A 21,714-nucleotide genomic window follows, 5' to 3' on the forward strand; every position below is an offset into this window, starting at 1 on the left:
ATTTTACTTTAAAAACAAAAACCGATAGAGATATGCACTAATTTATAATTACAAATTAGTTAAACATTCTAATTAGATCCATTAATCTGGCAGCTTAAGCCAAATTTTTAAGTAAAACATAGCCATAACAACATCCCAAAAAGATACATACATGTTTTTGATGACTGATTAATGCAATATCAATAATCACACGATCAAACTGTTTTTGGATAACATCCCGCACCTGTCCCGATTCCCTTTCCTGCAAAATGCTGTAAACTGCGAGGTATTGCGACATCTTGCAGGATACTGCGCCAATGCATAAAACCGCCAGACAGAAATATGTACTTGATATCATTACTGAACAAGGCCAGGCCAGCATCACCGAGCTGGCAGAGCGATTGCAGGTTTCGGCGGACACCATCCGACGCGATCTGACCGACCTGGAAAAACAGGGGCTGGCGCAAAAAAACCATGGCGGCGCCATCGCGCTTAATCTCTCGACGATGACCCGAGTAAGCAGGAATACCTTGCTGCCTGAAATCAAGCAGCGGCTGGGTAAACAGGTTGCGCAATGCGTGCCTGCGGGCTCGACGCTTTTTCTGGACGCCGGAAGCACACTGCTGGCCGTTGCCGCTTTCCTTCAGGGGCCGCTGACCATCATCACCCCTTCTCTTGATATCGCCCAACAGGTGAGCGATCGGGAAGGTATCGACCTGATCCTGCTCGGTGGAAAGTGGGATCAGAAACAGCGCCTGTTTGCCGGAAGCGCCACCCTTTCCCTGCTCTCTCGCTACCGGGCGGATATTGCCATCCTTGGCGCATGCGCGATCCATGCCGAACTCGGATTGAGCGCCAGTCAGGAGGCGGATGCCGAGGTAAAGCGTGCCATGCTCACCGCAAGCCAGGCGCACTGGGTAGTCGCCGACCATCTGAAACTCAACCAGTGCGAACCGTATCTGGTGTCTGGGTTATCCGAGATTCATCAACTGTTTTTAGATCGTCCCTGGGCAGAGCTCGGGGACCATAGCGCCTTGCAGGTTACCGTTTGCGCGCATTAACGTGGAGAAGGTCATGAATAAAGTGAAGACAATGAATATTGCGCTGATCGGGTATGGGTTTGTCGGTAAGACGTTCCATGCCCCGCTGATCCAGTCCGTCGACAGCCTGAAGCTGGCGGTGGTCTCATCCCGGGATGAAGAGAAAGTGAAACGCGACCTGCCGGACGTCCTCGTTGTCGCCACGCCGGAAGAGGCCATTCAGCACCCGGATATCGACCTGGTGGTTATCGCCTCCCCTAACGCGACCCATGCGCCGCTGGCCACCCTGGCGCTCAATGCCGGCAAGCATGTGGTAGTGGATAAGCCGTTTACGCTGGATATGCAGGAAGCGCGAGATCTGATTGCGCTGGCGCAAGAAAAACAGCGCCTGCTCTCCGTCTTCCATAACCGCCGCTGGGATAGCGATTTTCTCGGCATTAAGCAGGTGATTGAGCAAGGCCGTATCGGCAAGGTGAAACATTTTGAATCGCATATCGATCGTTTCCGCCCGGAGGTTCGTGTGCGCTGGAGAGAGCAAAACGTGCCCGGCAGCGGCCTGTGGTTCGACTTAGGCCCGCACATGATTGACCAGACGCTACAGCTTTTTGGTCTGCCGCAGTCGGTACAGGGCAACATCGCCACCCTGCGTGACGGCGCGGAGATTAACGACTGGGCGCACGTGGTGCTGAACTATCCGGAACACAAAGTGGTCCTCCATTGCAGCATGCTGGTGGCGGGTGGCGTTGCCCGCTTTACCGTCCACGGCGATAAGGCCAGCGTGGTGAAAGCGCGCATCGATCAGCAGGAAGCCCAGCTGCTGGCAGGCGTCATTCCGGGTAGCGAAAGCTGGGGTGAAGACAGCGACGCTATGGTGCTGTTTAATGCCCAGGGTGAAGCCAGCGCTATCCCTGCGCCAAAAGGCGACCAGCGGCAGTACTATATCAACGTGCGCGATGCCCTGAACGGCAAGATTGACAACCCGGTCCCTCCGGTGGAGGCGCTTGCGGTGATGGCGGTGCTGGAAGCGGCGGTAAAATCGTCGGAAACGGGTACAACTCAGGAACTGGACTTAACGGCGCCGGAGCGCACGCAACTGCAATAAGCCGCAAAAAAAAATGCCCTGCGGGTTCGCAGGGCATTATCGGTTACTGACGCTTTTTCGGCATCATGCGCAGCAGCGTGTTGTCCTTCCAGAAGTAGTGATGCATCAGCGCGGCAAAGGCGTGCAAACCAATCACGAAATACCCCAGATTCGCCAGCGTCACGTGCCACTCCTTTAGCGTATCCACCAGGTCAAAATTCCCCTCCGCCGCATGCGGCATCGTCAGGCCAAACGCAAACCAGTCATTTCCCCGGTTATACATCATCACCATGCCGATCAGCGGCAGCGCAATGAACAGCAGGTAGATTACCAGATGCCCGAGATGGGACAGCCCGGTGATCATCGCTTTTGGTTTCGGTTGAATGGGCGGAGCCGGGAATTTAAGGCGGATAAGCAGGCGCGCCACCATCAGCACCAGGATGCTGATCCCGCAGGAAACGTGGATCATATTAATAAGCGGACGATCGGTTCGCGGGAACCACCCTCTGAACTCCATGGCGCAATAGGCCATAATGACTAACAGAAAAACCAGCCAGTGGATGCTAATTTGCAGCCCCGTATATTTTGTGCGCATGTTGTTTCCCGATAAATAACCATTATCGCGCCAACATAACCACCTTTCCTGAAAATGTGAACCCCCTCGCATGGAGGGGGCTCCTGATTACGACTGCAAATAGACCACCTGCGTCTGCAAATACTCATTCAGACCGTGTTTACCATCCGCCCCGCCGATACCGGATTTACGCCAGCCCGCATGGAAGCCCTGCATCGCTTCAAAGTTTTCACGGTTAATGTAGGTCTCGCCGAACTTAAGCCCCTTAATGGCTTTCATGGCGACGTTCAGGTCCTGCGTATAAACAGACGAGGTTAAACCATAGTCGCTGTCGTTGGCCATGTTCAGCGCCTCTTCCAGGGTGTCGAAAGCCACCACCGGCAGCACCGGGCCAAAGGTCTCTTCGTGCATGATGGCCATATCCTGACGCACGTCCAGCAGCAGCGTTGGGGGATAAAAATACCCTTTGCCTTCTGCCGCTTTACCGCCAAGGACCACTTTAGCCCCCTCCTGCACCGCGCGCGCCACCTTCTGCTCCACGCGCTCCAGCGCGGCGGCGTTGATCAGCGGCCCCATGGCAATGTCCGTTCGCTCAGCCGGATTGCCAAACTGGACGGCTTTCATTGCCTCGCCCAGACGATTCACAAAGCGGTCGTAGATCCCCTTCTGGACATAGACACGTTCCGCGCAGTTACACACCTGTCCGGTATTGATGACGCGTGAATCCACAATGGCCTTCACGGCCAGCTCGAGGTCGGCATCGTCCATCACGATGGCCGGGGCTTTACCGCCCAGCTCCAGCCCCACTTTGGTGATGTTTTTCGCCGCCGCAGCCATGATCTTTTCACCCGCCCCGACGCTGCCGGTCATGCTGACCATCGCCACTTTCGGGTTCCCGGCCAGCTCCTGTCCGACGGTTTCACCCCGTCCCAGCACCAGGTTAAAGACGCCTTTCGGCAGGCCAATCTCATCGACGATTTTGGCAAACGCAATAGCGTTGTTTGGGGTAAATTCGCTCGGTTTGATAACGATGGTGTTGCCGGTGATCAGCGCGGGTGCGAGCTTACGGGCAATCAGGAAGAAGGGAAAGTTCCACGGCAGAATGCCGGTGGTGACGCCAAGGGCGCGCTTAAACACCAGAATATTTTCACCCGGACGGTCGCTCTGAATGATTTCCCCTTCATAGCGGCGCGCCCACTCGGCCATATAGTCGATATAGTCAGCGGTAAAGTTCACTTCCACTTCCGCCAGCTGCTGGATCTTGCCGCCTTCGGCCACAATCAGCGCGCTGATTTCACTGACGCGCTCGCGGATCCCGGCGGAAATTTTGCGTAGCCAGCTGGCGCGTTCAATGGCAGGCAGCGCCTCCCAGCCAGCCTGCGCGCGCTCTGCCGCGTCAATGGCCTTGCGGGCGTCCTCGGCGCTGCCGTCGGGAATACGGGAAATGACCTCTTCCGTGGCCGGATTGATCACGTCAATCCATGCATCACCCTGCCAGGCAACAAACTGTCCATCAATATACATAGGATGTTGTACGGGTACTGTCATAACCTGCTCCTGTAATCACACTGTTTTTAACAAGTAAACTTAATGTTAAAAACTATAATTACCGGGGCAATTGCCTACTCTATGGGTCTGTTTTTGTGAGATATCTCATAAAAGAAACGGGTCAGCCCGTTTCCAAAATCACAAATCGGCAACATAGGATGCCCGTTTGCGTAAAAGATGGCGCAAACGGGCAGAGTATTACAGCAGGGAACGGCTCACCAGCGCGTCGGTGAGAATGACGTCGTTTCGCAAGATCTGCCACGCGGCGTCCACTTCTGCAGGGATATCGACATGGGCAATGAAATCACGTCCCGCCGGACCGTAGCCGTTGATGTCGTCCCTGAGTCGCGGAAATTCACCCAGCACCAGCGACAAGTAGCGCTCTACCGGCCATAACCCCTCGACCGGGCCGCTGAACACCAGACCGTCCTCGCTGTTTTGCAGCACGGGCGTCAGGCCGGGATGACTCACCCATGCGGGCGATGCGGCCTCGTCACGGCATACGCGGGCGAACGTAGCCATTGTGCGACGCTGCATCGTCGGGTCCTGCACCACCAGCACCCGGGCGGCGTTCAGTCCGGCTTGTTTCATCAACGCCCGGCTGAAGCGGGCGTTTTCGCCACAGTTGGTCGACTGATCCTCAACGTGAAGATGCTCGGCCGGAATGTTCCAGAATTCACGGGCGATGTCGGCCAGAATAGCCGCCTCAGCACGCCCGGTGGTGGGTATCCTGTTATAGCGGGGGTGTTTCGCAATCGCGGCGTAGAGGAAGGTCGTCGAGTGACCGATCCCGCCGCTGATGATCAGAGGAACACCCTGTTCAGCCGCGATTTTACAGGCAGCATCAATCGCGGGGATCACCGCGTTACCCGCCAGAATCACCAGATCAACGGGCTGGTTGTCCTGATAGTCGTCCTGAGCAAGCCACGCCCCAACGGTATTCACGGCGTCGAGGGTTATGCCAGGCAGACAGGGGAAAAGTGCCATTGTCATCGTTACCTCCTTACAACATACAGAGCCTTCGATTATCCCCCTTTCTGCGCGTCATGCTATGGCATGAATGCTGAAAAAAGAGGGCCGGAACGTTCTCAAAAAGCACTCACATTTGATTAACATGAGAAAATCGTATTCACTTGAATTATGATTTGCGTCAGCCTTAGAATCATTAGCCCGCTCACAATTCAACTTTTAGAAAGATAAACCACGCTATGCGCCTGCCCCAACGCGACCCTTATGCTCCTCGCGAGTGGCAGCCACACGAGAAACCCGCCCTGCTGGGTTCCCCTTCCACCCCGGAACATCCGACGTCGAAACGGATCGCCTATGGCGTGGTCGGCCTGCTGGTGTGTCTGACCGGGGCGCTGGGTAACGCGGTCGTCACCGCCAATCTGCAAAATCTGCAAGGCACCTTTGGCGCCTGGTCGACTGAAATCGCCTGGTTGCCTGCCGTCTATGTCATGACCAACGTCTCCATCAACCTGCTGCTGGTAAAGTTTCGCCAGCAGTACGGTTTGCGCGCCTTTACGGAAGGCTTCCTGGTGCTGTATGTGCTGGTCACCTTTTTCCACCTGTTTGTGAACGATCTCAGCTCGGCGCTGATGGTACGGGCGGCACACGGGATGGTCGCCGCCGCGCTGAGTTCGCTCGGCATTTATTACCAGATACAGGCCTGGCCCGCGAAGCACCGGCTGAAGGCGCTGACCATCGGCATAACCGGGTCGTCGCTGGCGATCCCGCTGGCGCGGCTGTTCTCCACCGAGCTGTTACAGCTTGACGAGTGGCGCGGGCTGTACTTCTTCGAGCTGGGTCTGGCCCTGATCTCCCTGGCCTGCGTGATGGTGCTCAAGCTGCCGCCGGGCGATCGGCGTAAAGTCTTCGAGAAGAAAGATTTCATCACCTTCTTTTTGCTTGCGCCCGGCATGGCGCTGCTGTGCGCGGTTCTGTCGTTAGGGCGTCTGGACTGGTGGTTTGAAGCGCCGTGGATCGGCTGGGCGCTGGCTCTCTCGCTGGTGCTGATTGTCTCCGCGATCGTGTTTGAACATAACCGCAGCAACCCGCTACTCAATACCCGTTGGCTCTCCAGCGGCAGCATCGTACGCCTGGGGCTGATTATGCTGCTGATCCGCATCGTACTGGCGGAGCAGAACACGGGCGTCATCGGCTGGCTGCAATATGTGGGCCTACAGAATGAACAGATGACCCATCTGGCGTGGGCTATTTTCGCCGGGATCGTCTGCGGTATCGTCACCAGCTGTCTGACGATTAAGCCCACTAAACTGGCCTGGCCGATTATCACCTCGCTGGCGCTGATGATCGTTGCCTCGCTGCTGGACAGCCAGTCCAACAACCTGACCCGGCCGGATCAGCTTATATTCAGCCAGTTCCTGCTGGGCTTCGGCAGCGCGTTCTTCCTTGCGCCTGCGATGCTGGCCGCCATTGGCGGGGTGATCGCCGATCCGCGCAATCTGGTCAGCTTTTCCGTGATGTTTGGCATGAGTCAGAACCTTGGGGGCCTGCTGGGGTCCGCCATCCTCGGCACCTTCCAGACCTGGCGCGAGAAGTACCATTCCAGCCTGCTGGCTGACCAGCTCACCACCCTTAACCCGCTGGTGAACGAACGCATACAGCTTTACACCCAGATGTACAAAAGCCTGATTGGCGACAGTTCCCTGCTGGGAACTCAGGCCATTACCCAGCTCCAGACGGTGACGGCGCTTGAGGCAAACATTCTGGCTTACAACGATACTTATCTCCTGACGGCGAGCATTGCCACTGCCACGCTGGTCTGGATTTTATGGCGCTTGCTACGCCTGCGCATCACCGCCCGTATGGCCCTTAAGAACGCCACTGGCAACAAGTAATGACTATTTATCAGGAGAAGTTATGAGTCAGCAGGATGCCGCCAAAGAGCAGGCCAACACCCGCAAAAATGTGCGCGTCGTTTCCATTTTCACCGCCGCGGCTATCGGCATTGTCGGGGTACTGGTGATCCTTTATGCCTGGCAGCTGCCCCCGTTTACGCGTCATGCCCAGTTTACCGATAACGCCTACGTGCGCGGCCAGACCACGTTCATCAGTCCGCAGGTAAACGGCTACATTACCGAGGTCCATGTTCAGGATTTCGCGCAGGTTAAAAAAGGCGAGCTGCTGTTGCAGATAGATGACCGCATCTATCGCCAGCGCGTCCATCAGGCAGAGGCGCAGCTGGCAATGAAAATTGCAGCCCTGAATAACAACCTGCAACAGCGCAAAAGCGCGGAAGCGGTGATTGCCAAAAACGAGGCGGCGCTGAAAAACGCCCGTGCCCAAAGTCTGAAAACCCAGGCGGATTTGAAACGCGTGAAAGAGCTGACCGCGGACGGCTCCCTCTCCATTCGCGAGCGCGATTCGGCGCTGGCCAGTGCCGCCCAGGGGAGCGCTGATATCGACCAGGCGAAAGCAACGCTTGAGATGTCGCGTCAGGATTTACAAACGGTCATCGTCAATCGCGGTTCGCTGGAAGCGGACGTTGAGAATGCGAAAGCCGCGCTGGAGCTGGCGCAGATCGATCTGCAAAACACCCGCATTGTCGCGCCGCGTGACGGTCAGCTCGGGCAGATTGCGGTGCGTCTGGGGGCGTACGTCACCGCCGGGACGCACCTTACCACGCTGGTCCCGCCGCAGCACTGGGTGATCGCCAACATCAAAGAGACGCAGCTGGCGAATTTACGCGTCGGACAGCCGGTGAAATTCACCGTCGATGCCTTAAACGATAAAGCCTATCAGGGGCGCGTGGAGAGCATATCCCCGGCCACAGGGGTCGAGTTCAGCGCTATCACCCCGGATAACGCCACGGGCAACTTTGTTAAAATCGCCCAGCGCATCCCGGTACGCATTGAGGTACTCGGTGAGCCGGAGGCGTACCGGTTGCTGCGTCCTGGCATGTCGGTGCAGGTGACCATCGACACGCGGGAGGCGAAACAATGACGCTTCGCCCGATAGCTGGCCTGCTGATAATGGCTTTCCTGGCGGGATGCCAGTCGGTAGACGTTGAGCCCGCCAAATCGTCCCTGCACATACCGGCCCAGTGGCGCGCGACGTCGGGGCCAGCCAGCCCGACAGAGCAGCTCTGGTGGCGAAATTTTCACGACAGCAATCTGAATCGCTATGTGGATCAGGCGCTGAAGAATAACAGCGACGTGCTGATTGCCCGCGAGCGGATTAACGAGTACCAGGCCCGGGTGTACGCCGCCGACGGCAGCCTGTTCCCGTCGCTTGACGCGGGCGTGACCGGGACGCGCGCGCGTTCGCAGTCCGCCGTCACGGGGCTTCCGGTATACAGTACGTTGTACAAAGGCAGCCTGACCGCCAGCTACGACGTGGATATCTGGGGCGTCAACCGCAGCACCTCCCGTGCCGCTGAAGCGTCGCTGGAGGCACAAAAGGCGGCGGCCGCGGCGGCTGATCTTACCGTCGCATCCTCGGTGGCCTCCGGGTACGTCACCCTGCTGTCGCTGGACGAACAGCTCCGCGTTACCCGGTCCACGTTGAAGTCGCGTGAAGAGGCGTTCAACCTCGCCAAACGACAGTTTGAGACGGGATACAGCTCTCGCCTTGAGCTGATGCAATCGGATTCTGAGCTGCGCGCCACCCGCGCCCAGGTTCCACTGCTTCAGCACCAGATTGCGCAGCAGGAAAATGCGCTTAGCCTGCTGCTGGGCAGCAACCCGGGTGACGTTGCGCGCGGTGAAAGCTTTGATGCCCTGACGCCGCTGAAACTGCCCTCCCAGCTGCCGTCGACGCTACTGAACCGGCGCCCGGATATCGTCCAGGCTGAACGTCAGCTGATTGCGGCGGACGCGACGCTGGCGGCATCGCGCGCCAGCCTGCTGCCGTCGATCAACCTCACGGCCACGGGATCGGTGCAGGATCGCACGCTGTCGGGATTGCTGGATAACCCCCTCCAGCTCTGGAGCGTGGGCGGCAGTATTCTTGCGCCGCTGCTGAACCGTCAGGCGCTGAATGCTCAGGTAGATATCTCCCAGTCCCAGCGGAATCAGGCGCTGTATAGCTACGAAAAAACCGTGCGTAACGCGTTTGCTGAGGTGAATGACAGCCTTGATGCCATCACCCGCTATCAGGAACAGCTTACCGAGCTGCTGGCACAGCAGACGGTCGCGCAGGAGACGCTGCGGATTGCGCAAAACCGCTACCGCAATGGGTACTCTTCTTACCTGGATGTGCTCGATGCGCAGCGCACGCTGTTCTCGGTGCAGACCAGCGTGGTACAGGTGAAAAACAACCTGCTGCTGGCGCAGATTGATTTGTATAAAGCGCTGGGCGGAGGATGGAATTCCCCCCCCCACACAATTATTTAATAAAATCATTAATGAATTTATTTTATTAAAAATCAATAACTCCAAAGTCTCTTTGCCTGAAGATGTTTCAATGCATGGCTAAAATTTGAATCTGGAACCTTTCGATTTATGCTTATATTCGTTGCAACCAATGGGAAATCTCTAAATATTTCCGTACCCTTGTCTATGGTTACTACAAAATTATCAAAACTAATGAAACGTTCATGCGCATGGTCTCTGAATACAGTATCTGGACAAGAACAAATTTTTATTGTTGCTAGGATCTTTTTTACGTTAGGCTTTTCGACAAAACGCCTCATATAATTTACAAGTTCAGTATGCATAACTGAATCGATAACATCTCCAACAGTAAATATCGTAATGCTATATTTTTTATTTTCATCATTTAGTAACGAAACTATCTTTTCAAGAGTGGTTTTCCTTTTGTTAATATCCTCGCAAATATTTACCCCGAAGTAACGATCTATTATAGTAATAACTTTCGAGTGCTTGGCAAGCTTGCTAAATTGGCGTTTCCAAATTAAATCTATATCATCACCTGGGAAGATCCCCTGCTGGGATAAAGTAAAACTATTAGTTACTGAAGGCGATTCTAAAAAACTATCGATCTTGCATAAATCAAACCCATTGGAAATATTGGGGCAGTCATCATTAATACCTAGATTATTAAAGCATTGAGGAACTAAAACCAAATCAACACCAAATTGTTCATACTGTGTTTTCAAGCCTATCAAAGATGGATAATCATTTATCCTTTGGTATCCAGTTATCATGTTGTTAGTAAGGTTCGTACTTAAAGCTGCTAGCCAGCGCTCCCTATATTTTACTGGGACAAATTCTATCCATTCTTTATAATTTTCTAAATATGCTGATGGATATACTAAGCATCCTCTTTCGAACCAAAATTTCAATAATACTGTATTTACTAAATTTGAGCCATTTGATGTAAGATCATCACAACCTAAAAAATCCTCATCGAAATGAAAGTCAACAATCATTTCAACCTCCAAACAAATCATTTAGACGCTCTTCAAAAAAACCCTCAGGCCAGAGCTCAGTAAAGTCCCCCTCATCATCCAATGGTAAATCAATAATTTTAGAACCTTCAGTATCAGATATAACATAATACACTTTCACTAGACTTTTATTTATTCTTTCTTGCCTTATTCTTTTTTGAATCCGAAGCATCAAAGCCTCACTATGAGTTTCAATGATCCACTGGTTGTTATTTTTCTTCGCATTTACAGAATCAATAAAAAGATCGGCAAGATGTGCCTGAAGTTTTGGATGCAAATGTATTTCTGGTTGTTCAACACATATTGTTGTATTTTTTGAAACTACTGCCTCAGTAATAATAGGCATCACTTGACCAATTCCAAAACCAACATCCACAGGTGTAACTATTGTGTTTGTTCTGGTATCTTGCAACGTAAGCGATACAACGTGTCCTGTAGTATAATCACCCAAATTTGAAACATTTATTATATAAGGTATTTCAAAATTACATAACCAATCATTTAGTTTTTCCACTGTCTCAGGGCCAGATTCATAAATCTCACCGCCAAGATTTGTTTCACCTTTAGTTTCTGAGATAGAATCCTTTGCTGTAGAATAAAAACGTTTAGGATGCGTTCTCAGTGGGCCCAGATATTTTACTTTTGAAAACTCATATTTTATTTCTTCACTAATAGACTGCAATGTTTCATTTGGAATATTTGTCATGAACTCGCTTGCAAGCAATAAAGGAAGTGACAGATCTTTTCTTACCTTATATACACCACTTGATAGCGATTCATAGATCCATTTGTTTATATCATCTGTTGCTTCAGCATAAATCCTACTGTTCTTACGTTCAAAATACCCATAGAATGAGTTTATTGTCTTATCGTCAGCATAATAACTCCAGTCAGATGATTTTGTATAACCACTAGCACCCTTAGCTAAGTTTATATATAATTTTGATTGTTTTGAATTTGGAGTCGCAACTGTATATCTGCACTCACTCAAGACATTATCTACTTTTTCAGAAACATTAATACTTTGGAAAACTAGATCCATAGTTCTAATGTCAGAACTTGCAAATATGGGCTTTTCGGAAAATTCATCCTTATATTGTTCAGCAGTTAAACCAATGGAAAATGAAAATGAAAGTCTCATTTTCTTTGATGAGTCATGGCCATTAACTACAGCTAAAAAACCGCCTAAATCAACATTTTTACCGCAAGAAACAAAATTAGCAGTTCCTGAGGCATTAGCTAATGATTGTTTTAAACCAAGAATAGCTTGTATTATGGAGCTTTTCCCAGAAGAATTTTGCCCAAAAATCAGTGTTATAGGTGCGAATTCTATCTCTTGCATGGAACAAAAGGATTTAAAATTCTCCAGTTTTAATTTTGAAAGCATAACTTCTCTCCTAATACATATAAAAAAATCATTATTGAATCTGCTCCATCGCCTGCAAGATACGCTTATCCGAAATGGGATACGGCGTTCCCAGCTGCTGAGCGAAGAAGCTGACGCGCAGCTCCTCGATCATCCAGCGGATCTCCCGCACGTCGTCGTCATCGCGACGCGCCGGCGGCAGTTTGTTGAGCCACTGCTGCCACGCCTGCTGCACGTTTTCGACTTTCAGCATCTGCGCACGATCGCGATGCGGATCGACCGCCATTTTCTCCAGACGCTTCTCAATCGCCTGCAAATAACGCAGCGTATCGCCCAGACGCTTAAAGCCGTTGCCGGTGACAAAGCCGCGATACACCAGCCCCGCCATCTGCGCCTTGACGTCCGACAGCCCCAGGGCCATGGTCATATCCACCCGCCCCTTCAGGCGCTTGTTGATATTGAACACGGCGGTAAGGATCTGCTCAACCTGTCTGGCAATCTCCACCACGGTGTCGTTCAGCTCCGCGCGCACCTTTTCATGAAGCTGAGCAAAGCCCTCTTCCGTCCAGACCGGACCGCCCGCCTCGTGGATCAGCTTATCCACACCGCAGGAGATGCAGTCGTCGATCAGATCCAGCACCTTACCGTACGGGTTAAAGTAGAGCCCCAGCTTGGCTTTGTTCGGCAGCTTCTCGTGCAGATACTTAATCGGCGACGGGATGTTAAGCAGAAGCAGTCGACGCAGCCCGCGCCACATCATCTGCTGTTGCTCCTGCTGATTGTCAAAGAGCTTAATCGCCACGCTGTCGCGCTCATCCACCAGCGCGGGCCAGGCTTTCACCTTATAGTTCCCGCGCTTCTGCTCGTAGCTTTCCGGAAGCTGACCAAAGCTCCAGATGTGCAGCCCGCTCTGCTCAATGCCGTCATCGGCCACCGCAGAGAGCGTCTCCTGGACTTTACCTTTCAGCGCCTCTTTCAGCTCCGTCAGAGAACGGCCTTCGAGCAGCTTTTTGTTTTTATCGTCCACCACGCGGAATGTGATTTTCAGGTGATCGGGCACCTGATCCCAGTTCCAGTCGTCGCGGTCGATGGTGGTCCCGGTCATGCGGCGGAACTCACGCTCCAGCGCGTCCAGCAGCGGCAGCTCCAGCGGCGTGACGCGGCCTAAAAACGCTTCGGCGTAGTTCGGCGCCGGCACAAAGTTACGCCGCACCGGTTTAGGCAGGGATTTGATTAATGCTATGACCAGCTCACGGCGCAGGCCGGGAATTTGCCACTCAAACCCGCTCTCTTCCACCTGGTTTAACAGCGGCAGCGGAATGTGTACCGTCACACCATCGGCATCCGCGCCCGGCTCAAACTGATAGGTCAGACGCAGCTTGAGGTTGCCCTGATGCCAGAAGTTCGGGTAATCGAGCTTGCTGACCGACTCCGCGCCCTCTTTGATCAGCATGCTCTTTTCAAAGTTGAGCAGGTCCGGGGTCTCTTTGCTGGCTTTCTTCCACCAGCTGTCGAAATGGCGCGCCGAGATCACATCGTGACTGATGCGCTGATCGTAAAACTCAAACAGCGTCTCGTCGTCCACCAGAATGTCGCGACGGCGAGACTTGTGCTCAAGCTCTTCCACCTCGGCGCGCAGCTTCAGGTTTTCGCGGAAGAAGGCATGACGCGTCTGCCAGTCGCCTTCCACCAGCGCGTGGCGGATAAACAGCTCGCGACTCAACGCCGGATCGATCTGGCTGTAGTTAACCTTCCGCGCACCGACCACCGGCAGGCCATAGACGGTGACTTTTTCCGTCGCCATCACCGCGCCCTGCCCGCGCTCCCAGTGCGGCTCGCTGTATGAGCGTTTCAGCAGGTGCTGCGCCACCGGCTCAACCCACTCCGGATCGATACGCGCGGCAATACGCCCCCACAGACGGCTGGTTTCCACCAGCTCGGCGACCATGGTCCACTTCGGCGGCTTCTTAAACAAACCGGAGCCCGGGAAGATGGAGAAACGCGCGTTGCGTGCGCCGGTATATTCCTGCTTATCCGCATCCTTCATCCCGATATGAGACAGCAGGCCGGTCAACAGGGCGATATGAATTTCGCGGTACTCCGCCGGTTCACTGTTTACCGGGATGCCCAGCTCTTTCACCACCTGGCGCAGCTGGGTGTAGATATCCTGCCACTCGCGTACGCGCAGGTAGTTGAGGAAATCCACCCGGCACTGACGGCGGAACTGGTTCGACGAGAGCGCTTTTTGCTGCTCGCCAAGGTAGTTCCACAGGTTCACAAAGGCGAGGAAATCGGACTCTTTATCGTGGAAGCGACGGTGTTTTTCATCCGACGCCTGCTGCTTGTCCATTGGACGCTCGCGCGGATCCTGAATGGAGAGCGCCGAGGTAATGATCATCGCCTCGCGCACGCAGCCGTGTTTTTGCGCCTCCAGCACCATGCGCGCCAGACGCGGGTCGACCGGCAACTGGCTAAGCTGGCGACCCAATGGCGTTAGCTTGTAGGCCGTCGCCTGTTCGTCGGTGGTGATGGCCCCCAGCTCTTCCAGCAGCCGCACCCCGTCCTGAATATTGCGCTTATCCGGCGCTTCCACAAACGGGAAGGCGGCGATATCGCCCAGCCCCAGCGCGGTCATTTGCAGGATAACGGATGCCAGGTTGGTCCGCAGGATCTCCGGATCGGTAAACTCCGGGCGCGACAGGAAATCGTCTTCCGAATAGAGACGAATACAGATCCCTTCCGACACGCGGCCGCAGCGACCCTTACGCTGATTAGCCGACGCCTGCGAAATCGGCTCAATCGGCAGGCGCTGAACTTTGGTTCGGTAGCTGTAGCGGCTGATGCGCGCCGTACCCGGGTCGATCACGTATTTAATACCCGGTACGGTCAGCGAGGTTTCGGCCACGTTAGTCGCCAGCACGATGCGGCGTCCGCTATGGGGCTGGAACACGCGGTTCTGCTCGCTGTTCGACAGGCGCGCGTACAGCGGCAGGATCTCAGTATGGCGCAGATCGCGTTTGCTGAGCGCATCGGCGGTATCACGGATCTCGCGCTCGCCGCTCATGAAGATCAGAATGTCGCCAGAACTCTCGTTGCCCAGCTCGTCGACGGCATCAAAGATGGCCTGAAGCTGGTCGCGCTCGGTATCGTCCGCCTCTTCCACAATCGGGCGATAGCGCACTTCAACCGGGTAGGTGCGGCCTGAGACTTCAATGATCGGCGCATTGTTGAAATGTTTTGAGAAGCGCTCGGGGTCGATGGTCGCGGAGGTGATGATGATTTTCAGATCCGGACGCCGGGGCAGCAGCTCTTTCAGGTAGCCGAGCAGGAAATCGATGTTCATGCTGCGCTCGTGCGCTTCATCAATGATGATGGTGTCGTACTGCATCAGCAGACGATCCTGCTGGATTTCCGCCAGCAGGATACCGTCGGTCATCAGCTTAACCATGGTGTTATCGCTGACGTGATCGCTGAATCGCACCTTGTAGCCGATGCAGCCGCCCGGCTCCGTTTGCAGCTCTTCCGCAATACGGTTCGCCACGGTGCGCGCCGCCAGACGACGCGGCTGGGTGTGACCGATCAGCCCTTTCACCCCGCGGCCCAGCTCCATGCAGATTTTCGGCAGCTGGGTGGTTTTACCTGAACCGGTTTCCCCCGCGACGATCACCACCTGATGGTCGCGTACGGCCTCAAGAATGTCCTGTTTCTTCTGGCTGACGGGCAGATTTTCCGGATAGGTAATCTCCGGACGTGCGGCTTCACGCAGCACAACTTTCCCTGCCGCCTGTTCAATCTCGTTGGCCATCTCCTGGTAAATGGCCTGTTGTGCATCAGGATTTTTAACCTTCTTCACGCCGTGCAGACGGCGCGCAAACCGCTGTTTATCGCGCAGCATCAGCGAATCAAGCTTTTGCATCAGCATCGGGAAGGTCAATTTTTGGTGTTCTGTCATAGCGTTAACGGGCAGTGCACTGCCGGATAAAATCTCTTTTTAATGATTGCTATAGAGTACCACATCAGCGCTTTTCGCGCCTTATTCAAAAAATTCGAACATAGGCTTCGATATATTGCGCTATCCCTGTGGCAGGATTGTGAATAAAGTGTCAACAAGCAACGGGGCAACCCCCTCAATCAAATACAAAACAGGAATTTCCCATGAGCAAAGTATTAGTGTTGAAATCCAGTATTCTGGCAGGGTATTCACAGTCTGGTCAGCTGTCTGACTATTTCGTTGAACAGTGGCGTGAACAGCACAGCGCGGATGAAATCACCGTGCGTGACCTGGCGGCAAACCCAATTCCTGTTCTGGACGGCGAGCTGGTTGGCGCGCTGCGTCCGAGCGATGCGCCTCTTACCCCACGTCAGCAGGAAGCCCTGGCGCTCTCCGACGAGCTGATTGCTGAGTTGCAGGCGCACGACGTTATCGTGATCAACGCCCCAATGTACAACTTCAACATTCCTACCCAGCTGAAGAACTACTTCGACCTGGTGGCGCGCGCTGGTGTAACCTTCCGTTACACCGAGAACGGCCCGGAAGGTCTGGTGAAAGGTAAACGCGCTATCGTCCTGACCAGCCGCGGCGGTATTCACAAAGATACCCCTACCGACCTGGTCGCACCGTACATGACGCTGTTCCTGGGCTTCATCGGCATTACCGACGTGAACTTTGTGTTCGCTGAAGGTATCGCTTACGGCCCGGAAGTGGCCACCAAAGCGCAGACCGACGCGAAAGCCGCTATCGACAGCCTGGTCGCTGCCTAAGTTTTCCCCCTCTCACCGCCCGGTGGGAGGGTTTTTCTTTTCCCCCGTATTTCGTTATCATCCGCACCCACTCTCCAGCCCGGCGGCCTGATGTCTGTCATTATCGATACGTTTATTGCACCACCCTGTCACGACGACATTGAGATCCTCTGGCAGGACGAGCATCTGCTGCTGATCAATAAACCTTCCGGTCTGCTCAGCCTGTCGGGGAAAAATCCGCAAAACCGCGATTCCGTCCACCACCGTCTGGTTCAAACCTTTCCCGGCTGCACGCTGGTGCATCGTCTTGATTTTGGCACTTCGGGTCTGATGGTCATTGCGCGTAACAAAGCGATCAACGCCGCGCTTTGCCACCAGTTCAGCCAGCGCGCCGTGAACAAGGTTTACACCGCCCTGCTGTGCGGACATGTGGAACAGGACGAAGGGACCGTGGATGCGCCGATTGCCAAAGATCCGGCGCTGTTTCCGCTGATGACGATCTGTGCCCGCACCGGTAAGCCCGCTCGCTCCCGCTATCGGGTGGTGGAACGTATTTACCAGGATACGACAATGCCGCTGACGCGGGTTGAGCTTACCCCGGAGACCGGGCGCACCCACCAGCTGCGCATTCACTGCCAGCAGTTAGGCCACCCTATTCTGGGGTGCGATCTGTATGGTGGTCTGGAATGGCCGGGGGCGGAAGAAACGCCCCGGCTGATGCTGCATGCCAGCGCTCTGAATTTTATTCATCCGCTGAGCGGCGAGACGATAAACGCCCGTCACGCCGCGCCGTTCTGAGCGGGGATTACCACATTAAATCGTCAGGGATTTTGAAGTCTGCGTACGGATCGTCTTCGTCCTGCTCTTCCTGACTCAGGGCGCTGTTTAGCACAATGCTGTCCGCATCGCGCTGGGCAATTTTATCCGCCACTACCGCCGGGATAATCGCGTAATCACAGTCACCATTCGCGTTAATCACCAGTCGGGCAATCGCCAGACGGCCGTTGATCAGCTGGGTTTGCGTCTGCTTATCGACCTCGATTTTTTTGATCAGGTTGCCGTCGGTAAAGTTAAAGGTAATGTTGCCCTTCGCCACGGTGATGCGGTTCATCTCAATCAGCTGCTTCACTTGCGCCCTGAACTCTTTTGCCAGCACCGCCTGTTTTTGCTGTTCGCTCAGCTGCTTATCACGCTCCAGCTGGGCTTTCTTGTTCTCTTCAACAGCCTCTCTCGCCTCGCGAGCCTGGACGCGGGATTTTTTCGCCGTGCGCTGGACCTTCGCCATCTTTTTACTGCTGACTAAGCCCGCTTTCAGCATCTGCTCTTGCAGGGTGAGTTTTGTCATGTTCGTTTAAACCGGTTGGAAATGTCGGGGGATTATACCTGAATCGCGCAGTTCATGAAGAACCCTCATGACGCAGTGAAATTAAGTCACTTCCCCTGTGCCAGGGGCTCAGGCATAAATTATGCATTGATAACGTTCCGGCAACATGAACTTAGGATGCATAACCAAATGAGTCAGGCTTTCACATTTACCCTTAAGCGCAGTTGCTTTGATGAAAATTATAACCCGTCAGAAAACACGCGTACCACCACCAACTTCGCCAACCTGGCGCGTGGCGAGAAGCGTCAGGAGAACCTGCGCAATACGCTGGTGATGATCAACAACCGCTTTAACGCGCTGGCGAGCTGGGATAACCCGAAAGCTGACCGCTATGCCGTCGAGCTGGAGATTATTTCAGTCGATATGAATATCGGCGGCGATTTTACTTTCCCGGCCATCGAAATTCTGCAAACGACGATCGTGGATAAAAAAACCCACGAGCGCATCGAAGGCATCGTCGGAAATAACTTCTCATCGTATGTTCGTGACTATGATTTCAGCGTCCTGCTGCTGGAGCATAATAAAGACCGGGCCCGTTTTACCCTCCCCGAGAATTTTGGCGAGCTGCACGGCAATATCTTTAAAAGCTTCGTTCATTCTGCGGAATATCAGGCGAACTTCAAAAAAGCGCCGGTGATCTGCCTGAGCGTCTCCAGCAAAGACACCTATCGTCGTACCGGTAACCACCACCCGGTGCTGGGCTATGAGTACCAGCCGGACGGCGAGTCACTAACGGAACAGTACTTCGCGAAGATGGGCCTGAAGGTTCGCTATTTCATGCCGGAAAACAGCGTCGCGCCTTTTGCCTTCTTCTTCACCGGCGATTTACTGCGTGATTACACCAATCTGGAACTGATCGGCACCATCAGCACCATGGAGACGTTCCAGAAGATCTATCGACCTGAAATTTACAATGCCAATTCCGCTGCGGGACAGTGCTATCAGCCCGACCTGAATCAGCAGGATCACTCATTAACCAAAATCGTCTATGACCGTGAAGAGCGCAGCCGGCTGGCCATTGAACAGGGTAAATATACCGAAGAGCGGTTTATCAAACCCTATAAAACCCTTCTTGAGCAGTGGTCTCAACACTTCACGCTTTAATTTAATACGGATAAAAGGTTCTTTTATGAAAACATTGCTCCCGACATCGACGGCTGGCAGCCTGCCGAAACCCACCTGGCTTGCGCAGCCGGAAACGCTCTGGTCGCCGTGGAAACTCCAGGACGAAGAATTACTGGCAGGGAAACAGGATGCGCTGCGTTTGTCTCTGGATGAACAGATTCGCGCCGGGATTGATATCGTCAGCGACGGGGAACAAACCCGCCAGCATTTTGTCACCACCTTTATTGAACATCTCAGCGGCGTGGATTTTGAGAACCGTCAGACGGTGCGCATCCGTAACCGCTACGATGCGAGCGTGCCGACCGTGGTAGACGCGGTGGCGCGCCAGAAGCCGGTGTTTGTTGACGACGCGAAATACCTGCGCCAACTGACAGATAAGCCGATCAAATGGGCGCTGCCCGGCCCGATGACCATGATCGACACGCTATACGATGCCCACTATAAAAGCCGTGAAAAGCTGGCCTGGGAGTTCGCTAAAATTCTCAATCAGGAGGCCCGCGAGCTGGAAGCGGCTGGCGTGGACATTATTCAGTTCGACGAACCTGCCTTTAACGTCTTTTTCGACGAGGTGAATGACTGGGGTATCGCCGCGCTGGAGCGCGCCATTGAAGGGCTGAAATGCGAAACCGCGGTTCATATCTGTTACGGGTACGGCATCAAAGCCAATACGGACTGGAAAAAGACGCTCGGCTCCGAGTGGCGCCAGTATGAAGAGGCATTTCCAAAGTTGCAGACCTCGAAGATCGATATCATCTCGCTGGAGTGCCACAACTCGCGCGTGCCGATGGATCTGCTGGAGCTTATCCGCGGTAAAAAAGTGATGGTCGGGGCAATTGACGTGGCAACCCAGACCATCGAAACGCCGGAAGAGGTCGCCGATACGCTGCGCAAGGCGTTGCAGTTTGTTGATGCAGACAAGCTCTATCCGTCCATCAACTGCGGTATGGCTCCCCTTTCCCGCCAGGTCGCCAACGGTAAGCTGAAGGCGTTGAGCGCCGGGGCTGACATTATCCGTCGCGAGCTTGCCCGCTAACCTTCAGGTTTGCCAGTACAGTGGCGTACCGAATCGCTCAATATAGTAATCAATCACCGCCCTGACGTTCAGGGGCGGATGACGCGCGTTCGGGTAAATCGCCGCAATCGTCAGTGGCTCCGTATTAATTGAACACTCCATTGCCGGCAGCAGCGCCACCAGCTCACCGCTTTTGAGCCGTTCGCTCACCATCCAGTCCGGGAAAAGCACAACGCCCAGGCCGCCCAGCGCCGCAATCAGGAGCGTTTCCGCGTTATTGGAAGTCATCAGCGGTACGATGGGATAGTGAACCCACGCCTCGCCCGGTTGCCGGATCAGCCAGCGGTTAGGCCCGGACGAACCGCGGTAAACCAGACAGTGGTGACGGCTGAGATCGTCCGGCCCCTCGGGTGCGCCATGTTTTTGCAGATAGTCCGGCGAGGCCGCCAGATGGTAGTACTGCTGCCCGAACACCCGGGCGTGAAACGAGGAGTCCGTCAGCGCGCCGATGCGGAAGATAACGTCTGCGGCGTCACGGTGCGGGTCGATAAAGTCGTCGGTGAGGGTCAGTTCAATGGAGAGACGAGGGTAACGCGCCAGAAGCCCCGGCAGGCCCGGCGCGATGTGCCTCTGTCCGAAAAAGACCGGGCCATTGATACGCAGCGTGCCCGACGGCTCGCGGGCGCGTTCATCCAGCTCGCGTCGCGCGTCCTCCATATTCCCGGCCATCGCCCGGGCATAGCGCACAAAAAGATGCCCGCTCTCTGTGGGCATAATCGCCCGCGTGTTGCGGTAGAAAAGCTGTTGCCCGAGGGCGTCCTCAAGCTGGTGGATCACGCGGGAAACCTGCGACGCAGAAATCCCTTCCCGCCTCGCCACCACGGAAAAATTCTGCGTTTCATAAACGTCGATAAAGATCAGCAGCGCGCGAATGCTGATATGTCCGGCATCCATCATTAATGCATTTCCTGCAAAGGTGTTTCCTGCATTATGGCATTTTTCTCAATGATGTTCAGACGTAATCTTCTCCGCCTGGAAAAAGGAGAAAAAGCGTTATGCACATTATTTTAATTTTACTGGTGATTGCCGGCGGCATGGGGCTGTCCGTGGAAGCCGGACTGCTGGGGCCGCTGGGCGCAGAGGTGGGCGACCTGTGGGCGGCGTTCAGCATATTCAGCGTGGGAACGGGGCTGACGTTTCTGCTGATGCTGTTTTTCAGCCCCCGCAACAGTCCCTCATTTTTTGCGCAGCCTTCATGGCACCTGTTGGGCGGCGTGCTCGGCCCGGTTTACGTCATCATTCTCACCATTGCCACGCCTGCGATCGGCATTGCCATGACGATGATCGGCATTCTGGCAGGCCAGGTTTTTAAAAGCCTGATTATCGACCACTATGGCCTGCTGGGTACGCCGCACCGCAGGATCGATACAAAACGCATTATTGCGCTGGGATTTATCATCGCCGCGCTCATTCTCGTGGCGCAGGGGTAACG

18 protein-coding genes are annotated in these 21,714 nt (G+C 54.3%); 10 read left to right on the plus strand and 8 right to left on the minus strand.

Features of this window, described 5'->3' with window-relative positions; translation table 11 throughout:
* Nucleotides 1–296 precede the first annotated feature (296 nt).
* The gene (locus tag ACNQ0W_RS08470) at nucleotides 297–1,040 is read left to right on the plus strand and encodes a DeoR/GlpR family DNA-binding transcription regulator (protein WP_062932682.1); all 744 of its coding nucleotides are present in this window, start codon (nucleotides 297–299) and stop codon (nucleotides 1,038–1,040) included.
* A gap of 13 nt (nucleotides 1,041–1,053) precedes the next feature.
* Entirely contained in the window at nucleotides 1,054–2,121 is a 1,068-nt protein-coding gene (locus ACNQ0W_RS08475) for an oxidoreductase (protein WP_062932681.1), read from the plus strand.
* A gap of 43 nt (nucleotides 2,122–2,164) precedes the next feature.
* Here ACNQ0W_RS08475 and cybB read toward each other — a convergent pair whose 3' ends face one another.
* The 3 genes from cybB to ACNQ0W_RS08490 all read right to left on the minus strand — a co-directional run bounded on the left by cybB (nucleotide 2,165) and on the right by ACNQ0W_RS08490 (nucleotide 5,215).
* Nucleotides 2,165–2,695, minus strand: a complete 531-nt coding sequence (gene cybB, locus ACNQ0W_RS08480; RefSeq protein ID WP_015570570.1) for a cytochrome b561 — start codon at nucleotides 2,693–2,695, stop codon at nucleotides 2,165–2,167.
* A gap of 87 nt (nucleotides 2,696–2,782) precedes the next feature.
* Nucleotides 2,783–4,222 (minus strand): aldehyde dehydrogenase, encoded by a 1,440-nt coding sequence (gene aldA / locus ACNQ0W_RS08485; RefSeq protein WP_062932680.1) that lies wholly within the window; start codon nucleotides 4,220–4,222, stop codon nucleotides 2,783–2,785.
* A 198-nt stretch (nucleotides 4,223–4,420) separates the two neighbouring features.
* On the minus strand, nucleotides 4,421–5,215 hold the full coding sequence (locus tag ACNQ0W_RS08490) for a YdcF family protein (protein ID WP_062932679.1): 795 nt from the start codon (nucleotides 5,213–5,215) through the stop codon (nucleotides 4,421–4,423).
* A gap of 215 nt (nucleotides 5,216–5,430) precedes the next feature.
* Here ACNQ0W_RS08490 and ACNQ0W_RS08495 point away from each other — a divergent pair, with 215 nt between their 5' ends.
* The 3 genes from ACNQ0W_RS08495 to ACNQ0W_RS08505 are packed head-to-tail and all read left to right on the plus strand — an operon-like array spanning nucleotide 5,431 to nucleotide 9,579.
* Nucleotides 5,431–7,083: an MFS transporter gene (locus ACNQ0W_RS08495; RefSeq protein WP_062932678.1), complete on the plus strand. Its 1,653-nt coding sequence runs from the start codon at nucleotides 5,431–5,433 to the stop codon at nucleotides 7,081–7,083.
* Between the two features lie 22 nt (nucleotides 7,084–7,105).
* A complete protein-coding gene (locus tag ACNQ0W_RS08500; RefSeq protein ID WP_017693458.1) occupies nucleotides 7,106–8,188 on the plus strand; it encodes an HlyD family secretion protein in 1,083 nt (360 codons plus the stop codon).
* Entirely contained in the window at nucleotides 8,185–9,579 is a 1,395-nt protein-coding gene (locus ACNQ0W_RS08505; protein ID WP_062932677.1) for an efflux transporter outer membrane subunit, read from the plus strand. Before ACNQ0W_RS08500 ends, ACNQ0W_RS08505 begins: the two co-directional genes overlap by 4 nt.
* A 32-nt stretch (nucleotides 9,580–9,611) precedes the next feature.
* Here the strand turns inward: ACNQ0W_RS08505 and ACNQ0W_RS08510 are convergent, their stop codons facing one another.
* The 3 genes from ACNQ0W_RS08510 to hrpA are packed head-to-tail and all read right to left on the minus strand — an operon-like array spanning nucleotide 9,612 to nucleotide 15,913.
* Entirely contained in the window at nucleotides 9,612–10,577 is a 966-nt protein-coding gene (locus tag ACNQ0W_RS08510) for a hypothetical protein (RefSeq protein ID WP_180261511.1), read from the minus strand.
* 1 nt (nucleotide 10,578) lies between these two features.
* Complete coding sequence (locus tag ACNQ0W_RS08515; RefSeq protein WP_062939352.1) at nucleotides 10,579–11,982, minus strand: AAA family ATPase; 1,404 nt, start codon at nucleotides 11,980–11,982, stop codon at nucleotides 10,579–10,581.
* A gap of 31 nt (nucleotides 11,983–12,013) precedes the next feature.
* Nucleotides 12,014–15,913: an ATP-dependent RNA helicase HrpA gene (hrpA, locus tag ACNQ0W_RS08520; protein WP_062932674.1), complete on the minus strand. Its 3,900-nt coding sequence runs from the start codon at nucleotides 15,911–15,913 to the stop codon at nucleotides 12,014–12,016.
* A gap of 203 nt (nucleotides 15,914–16,116) precedes the next feature.
* Here hrpA and azoR point away from each other — a divergent pair, with 203 nt between their 5' ends.
* Both azoR and ACNQ0W_RS08530 read left to right on the plus strand, forming a co-directional pair.
* Nucleotides 16,117–16,722: an FMN-dependent NADH-azoreductase gene (gene azoR, locus ACNQ0W_RS08525; RefSeq protein ID WP_045622270.1), complete on the plus strand. Its 606-nt coding sequence runs from the start codon at nucleotides 16,117–16,119 to the stop codon at nucleotides 16,720–16,722.
* A gap of 90 nt (nucleotides 16,723–16,812) precedes the next feature.
* Complete coding sequence (locus ACNQ0W_RS08530) at nucleotides 16,813–17,499, plus strand: RluA family pseudouridine synthase (RefSeq protein WP_062932673.1); 687 nt, start codon at nucleotides 16,813–16,815, stop codon at nucleotides 17,497–17,499.
* Between the two features lie 7 nt (nucleotides 17,500–17,506).
* Here the strand turns inward: ACNQ0W_RS08530 and ACNQ0W_RS08535 are convergent, their stop codons facing one another.
* On the minus strand, nucleotides 17,507–18,046 hold the full coding sequence (locus ACNQ0W_RS08535) for a DUF2058 domain-containing protein (RefSeq protein ID WP_017384500.1): 540 nt from the start codon (nucleotides 18,044–18,046) through the stop codon (nucleotides 17,507–17,509).
* Nucleotides 18,047–18,214: 168 nt separating this feature from the next.
* Here ACNQ0W_RS08535 and ACNQ0W_RS08540 point away from each other — a divergent pair, with 168 nt between their 5' ends.
* Nucleotides 18,215–19,189 (plus strand): DUF1852 domain-containing protein, encoded by a 975-nt coding sequence (locus ACNQ0W_RS08540; RefSeq protein ID WP_062932722.1) that lies wholly within the window; start codon nucleotides 18,215–18,217, stop codon nucleotides 19,187–19,189.
* A gap of 25 nt (nucleotides 19,190–19,214) precedes the next feature.
* On the plus strand, nucleotides 19,215–20,243 hold the full coding sequence (locus ACNQ0W_RS08545; RefSeq protein WP_417933185.1) for a methionine synthase: 1,029 nt from the start codon (nucleotides 19,215–19,217) through the stop codon (nucleotides 20,241–20,243).
* Between the two features lie 3 nt (nucleotides 20,244–20,246).
* Here the strand turns inward: ACNQ0W_RS08545 and ACNQ0W_RS08550 are convergent, their stop codons facing one another.
* Nucleotides 20,247–21,179 (minus strand): LysR family transcriptional regulator, encoded by a 933-nt coding sequence (locus tag ACNQ0W_RS08550; protein WP_062932672.1) that lies wholly within the window; start codon nucleotides 21,177–21,179, stop codon nucleotides 20,247–20,249.
* Between the two features lie 98 nt (nucleotides 21,180–21,277).
* Between ACNQ0W_RS08550 and ACNQ0W_RS08555 the strand changes: the two genes are divergently transcribed.
* Nucleotides 21,278–21,712: a DMT family transporter gene (locus tag ACNQ0W_RS08555; protein ID WP_003857304.1), complete on the plus strand. Its 435-nt coding sequence runs from the start codon at nucleotides 21,278–21,280 to the stop codon at nucleotides 21,710–21,712.
* Nucleotides 21,713–21,714: the final 2 nt, after the last annotated feature.

The organism is Enterobacter cloacae complex sp. 6730903 (assembly GCF_048283985.1).
Classification (GTDB): domain Bacteria; phylum Pseudomonadota; class Gammaproteobacteria; order Enterobacterales; family Enterobacteriaceae; genus Enterobacter; species Enterobacter hormaechei_C.

Excerpts from the sequence above, each read along its gene's own strand:
- ACNQ0W_RS08515 (WP_062939352.1), bottom strand. The coding sequence starts at position 11,982 with ATGCTTTCAAAATTAAAACTGGAGAATTTTAAATCCTTTTGTTCCATG.
- ACNQ0W_RS08490 (WP_062932679.1), bottom strand. The coding sequence starts at position 5,215 with ATGACAATGGCACTTTTCCCCTGTCTGCCTGGCATAACCCTCGACGCC.
- ACNQ0W_RS08550 (WP_062932672.1), bottom strand. The coding sequence starts at position 21,179 with ATGATGGATGCCGGACATATCAGCATTCGCGCGCTGCTGATCTTTATC.
- ACNQ0W_RS08555 (WP_003857304.1), top strand. The coding sequence starts at position 21,278 with ATGCACATTATTTTAATTTTACTGGTGATTGCCGGCGGCATGGGGCTG.
- azoR (WP_045622270.1), top strand. The coding sequence starts at position 16,117 with ATGAGCAAAGTATTAGTGTTGAAATCCAGTATTCTGGCAGGGTATTCA.
- ACNQ0W_RS08500 (WP_017693458.1), top strand. The coding sequence starts at position 7,106 with ATGAGTCAGCAGGATGCCGCCAAAGAGCAGGCCAACACCCGCAAAAAT.
- hrpA (WP_062932674.1), bottom strand. The coding sequence starts at position 15,913 with ATGACAGAACACCAAAAATTGACCTTCCCGATGCTGATGCAAAAGCTT.
- ACNQ0W_RS08540 (WP_062932722.1), top strand. The coding sequence starts at position 18,215 with ATGAGTCAGGCTTTCACATTTACCCTTAAGCGCAGTTGCTTTGATGAA.
- ACNQ0W_RS08475 (WP_062932681.1), top strand. The coding sequence starts at position 1,054 with ATGAATAAAGTGAAGACAATGAATATTGCGCTGATCGGGTATGGGTTT.
- ACNQ0W_RS08470 (WP_062932682.1), top strand. The coding sequence starts at position 297 with ATGCATAAAACCGCCAGACAGAAATATGTACTTGATATCATTACTGAA.
- ACNQ0W_RS08545 (WP_417933185.1), top strand. The coding sequence starts at position 19,215 with ATGAAAACATTGCTCCCGACATCGACGGCTGGCAGCCTGCCGAAACCC.
- ACNQ0W_RS08495 (WP_062932678.1), top strand. The coding sequence starts at position 5,431 with ATGCGCCTGCCCCAACGCGACCCTTATGCTCCTCGCGAGTGGCAGCCA.
- aldA (WP_062932680.1), bottom strand. The coding sequence starts at position 4,222 with ATGACAGTACCCGTACAACATCCTATGTATATTGATGGACAGTTTGTT.
- ACNQ0W_RS08505 (WP_062932677.1), top strand. The coding sequence starts at position 8,185 with ATGACGCTTCGCCCGATAGCTGGCCTGCTGATAATGGCTTTCCTGGCG.
- cybB (WP_015570570.1), bottom strand. The coding sequence starts at position 2,695 with ATGCGCACAAAATATACGGGGCTGCAAATTAGCATCCACTGGCTGGTT.
- ACNQ0W_RS08530 (WP_062932673.1), top strand. The coding sequence starts at position 16,813 with ATGTCTGTCATTATCGATACGTTTATTGCACCACCCTGTCACGACGAC.
- ACNQ0W_RS08510 (WP_180261511.1), bottom strand. The coding sequence starts at position 10,577 with ATGATTGTTGACTTTCATTTCGATGAGGATTTTTTAGGTTGTGATGAT.
- ACNQ0W_RS08535 (WP_017384500.1), bottom strand. The coding sequence starts at position 18,046 with ATGACAAAACTCACCCTGCAAGAGCAGATGCTGAAAGCGGGCTTAGTC.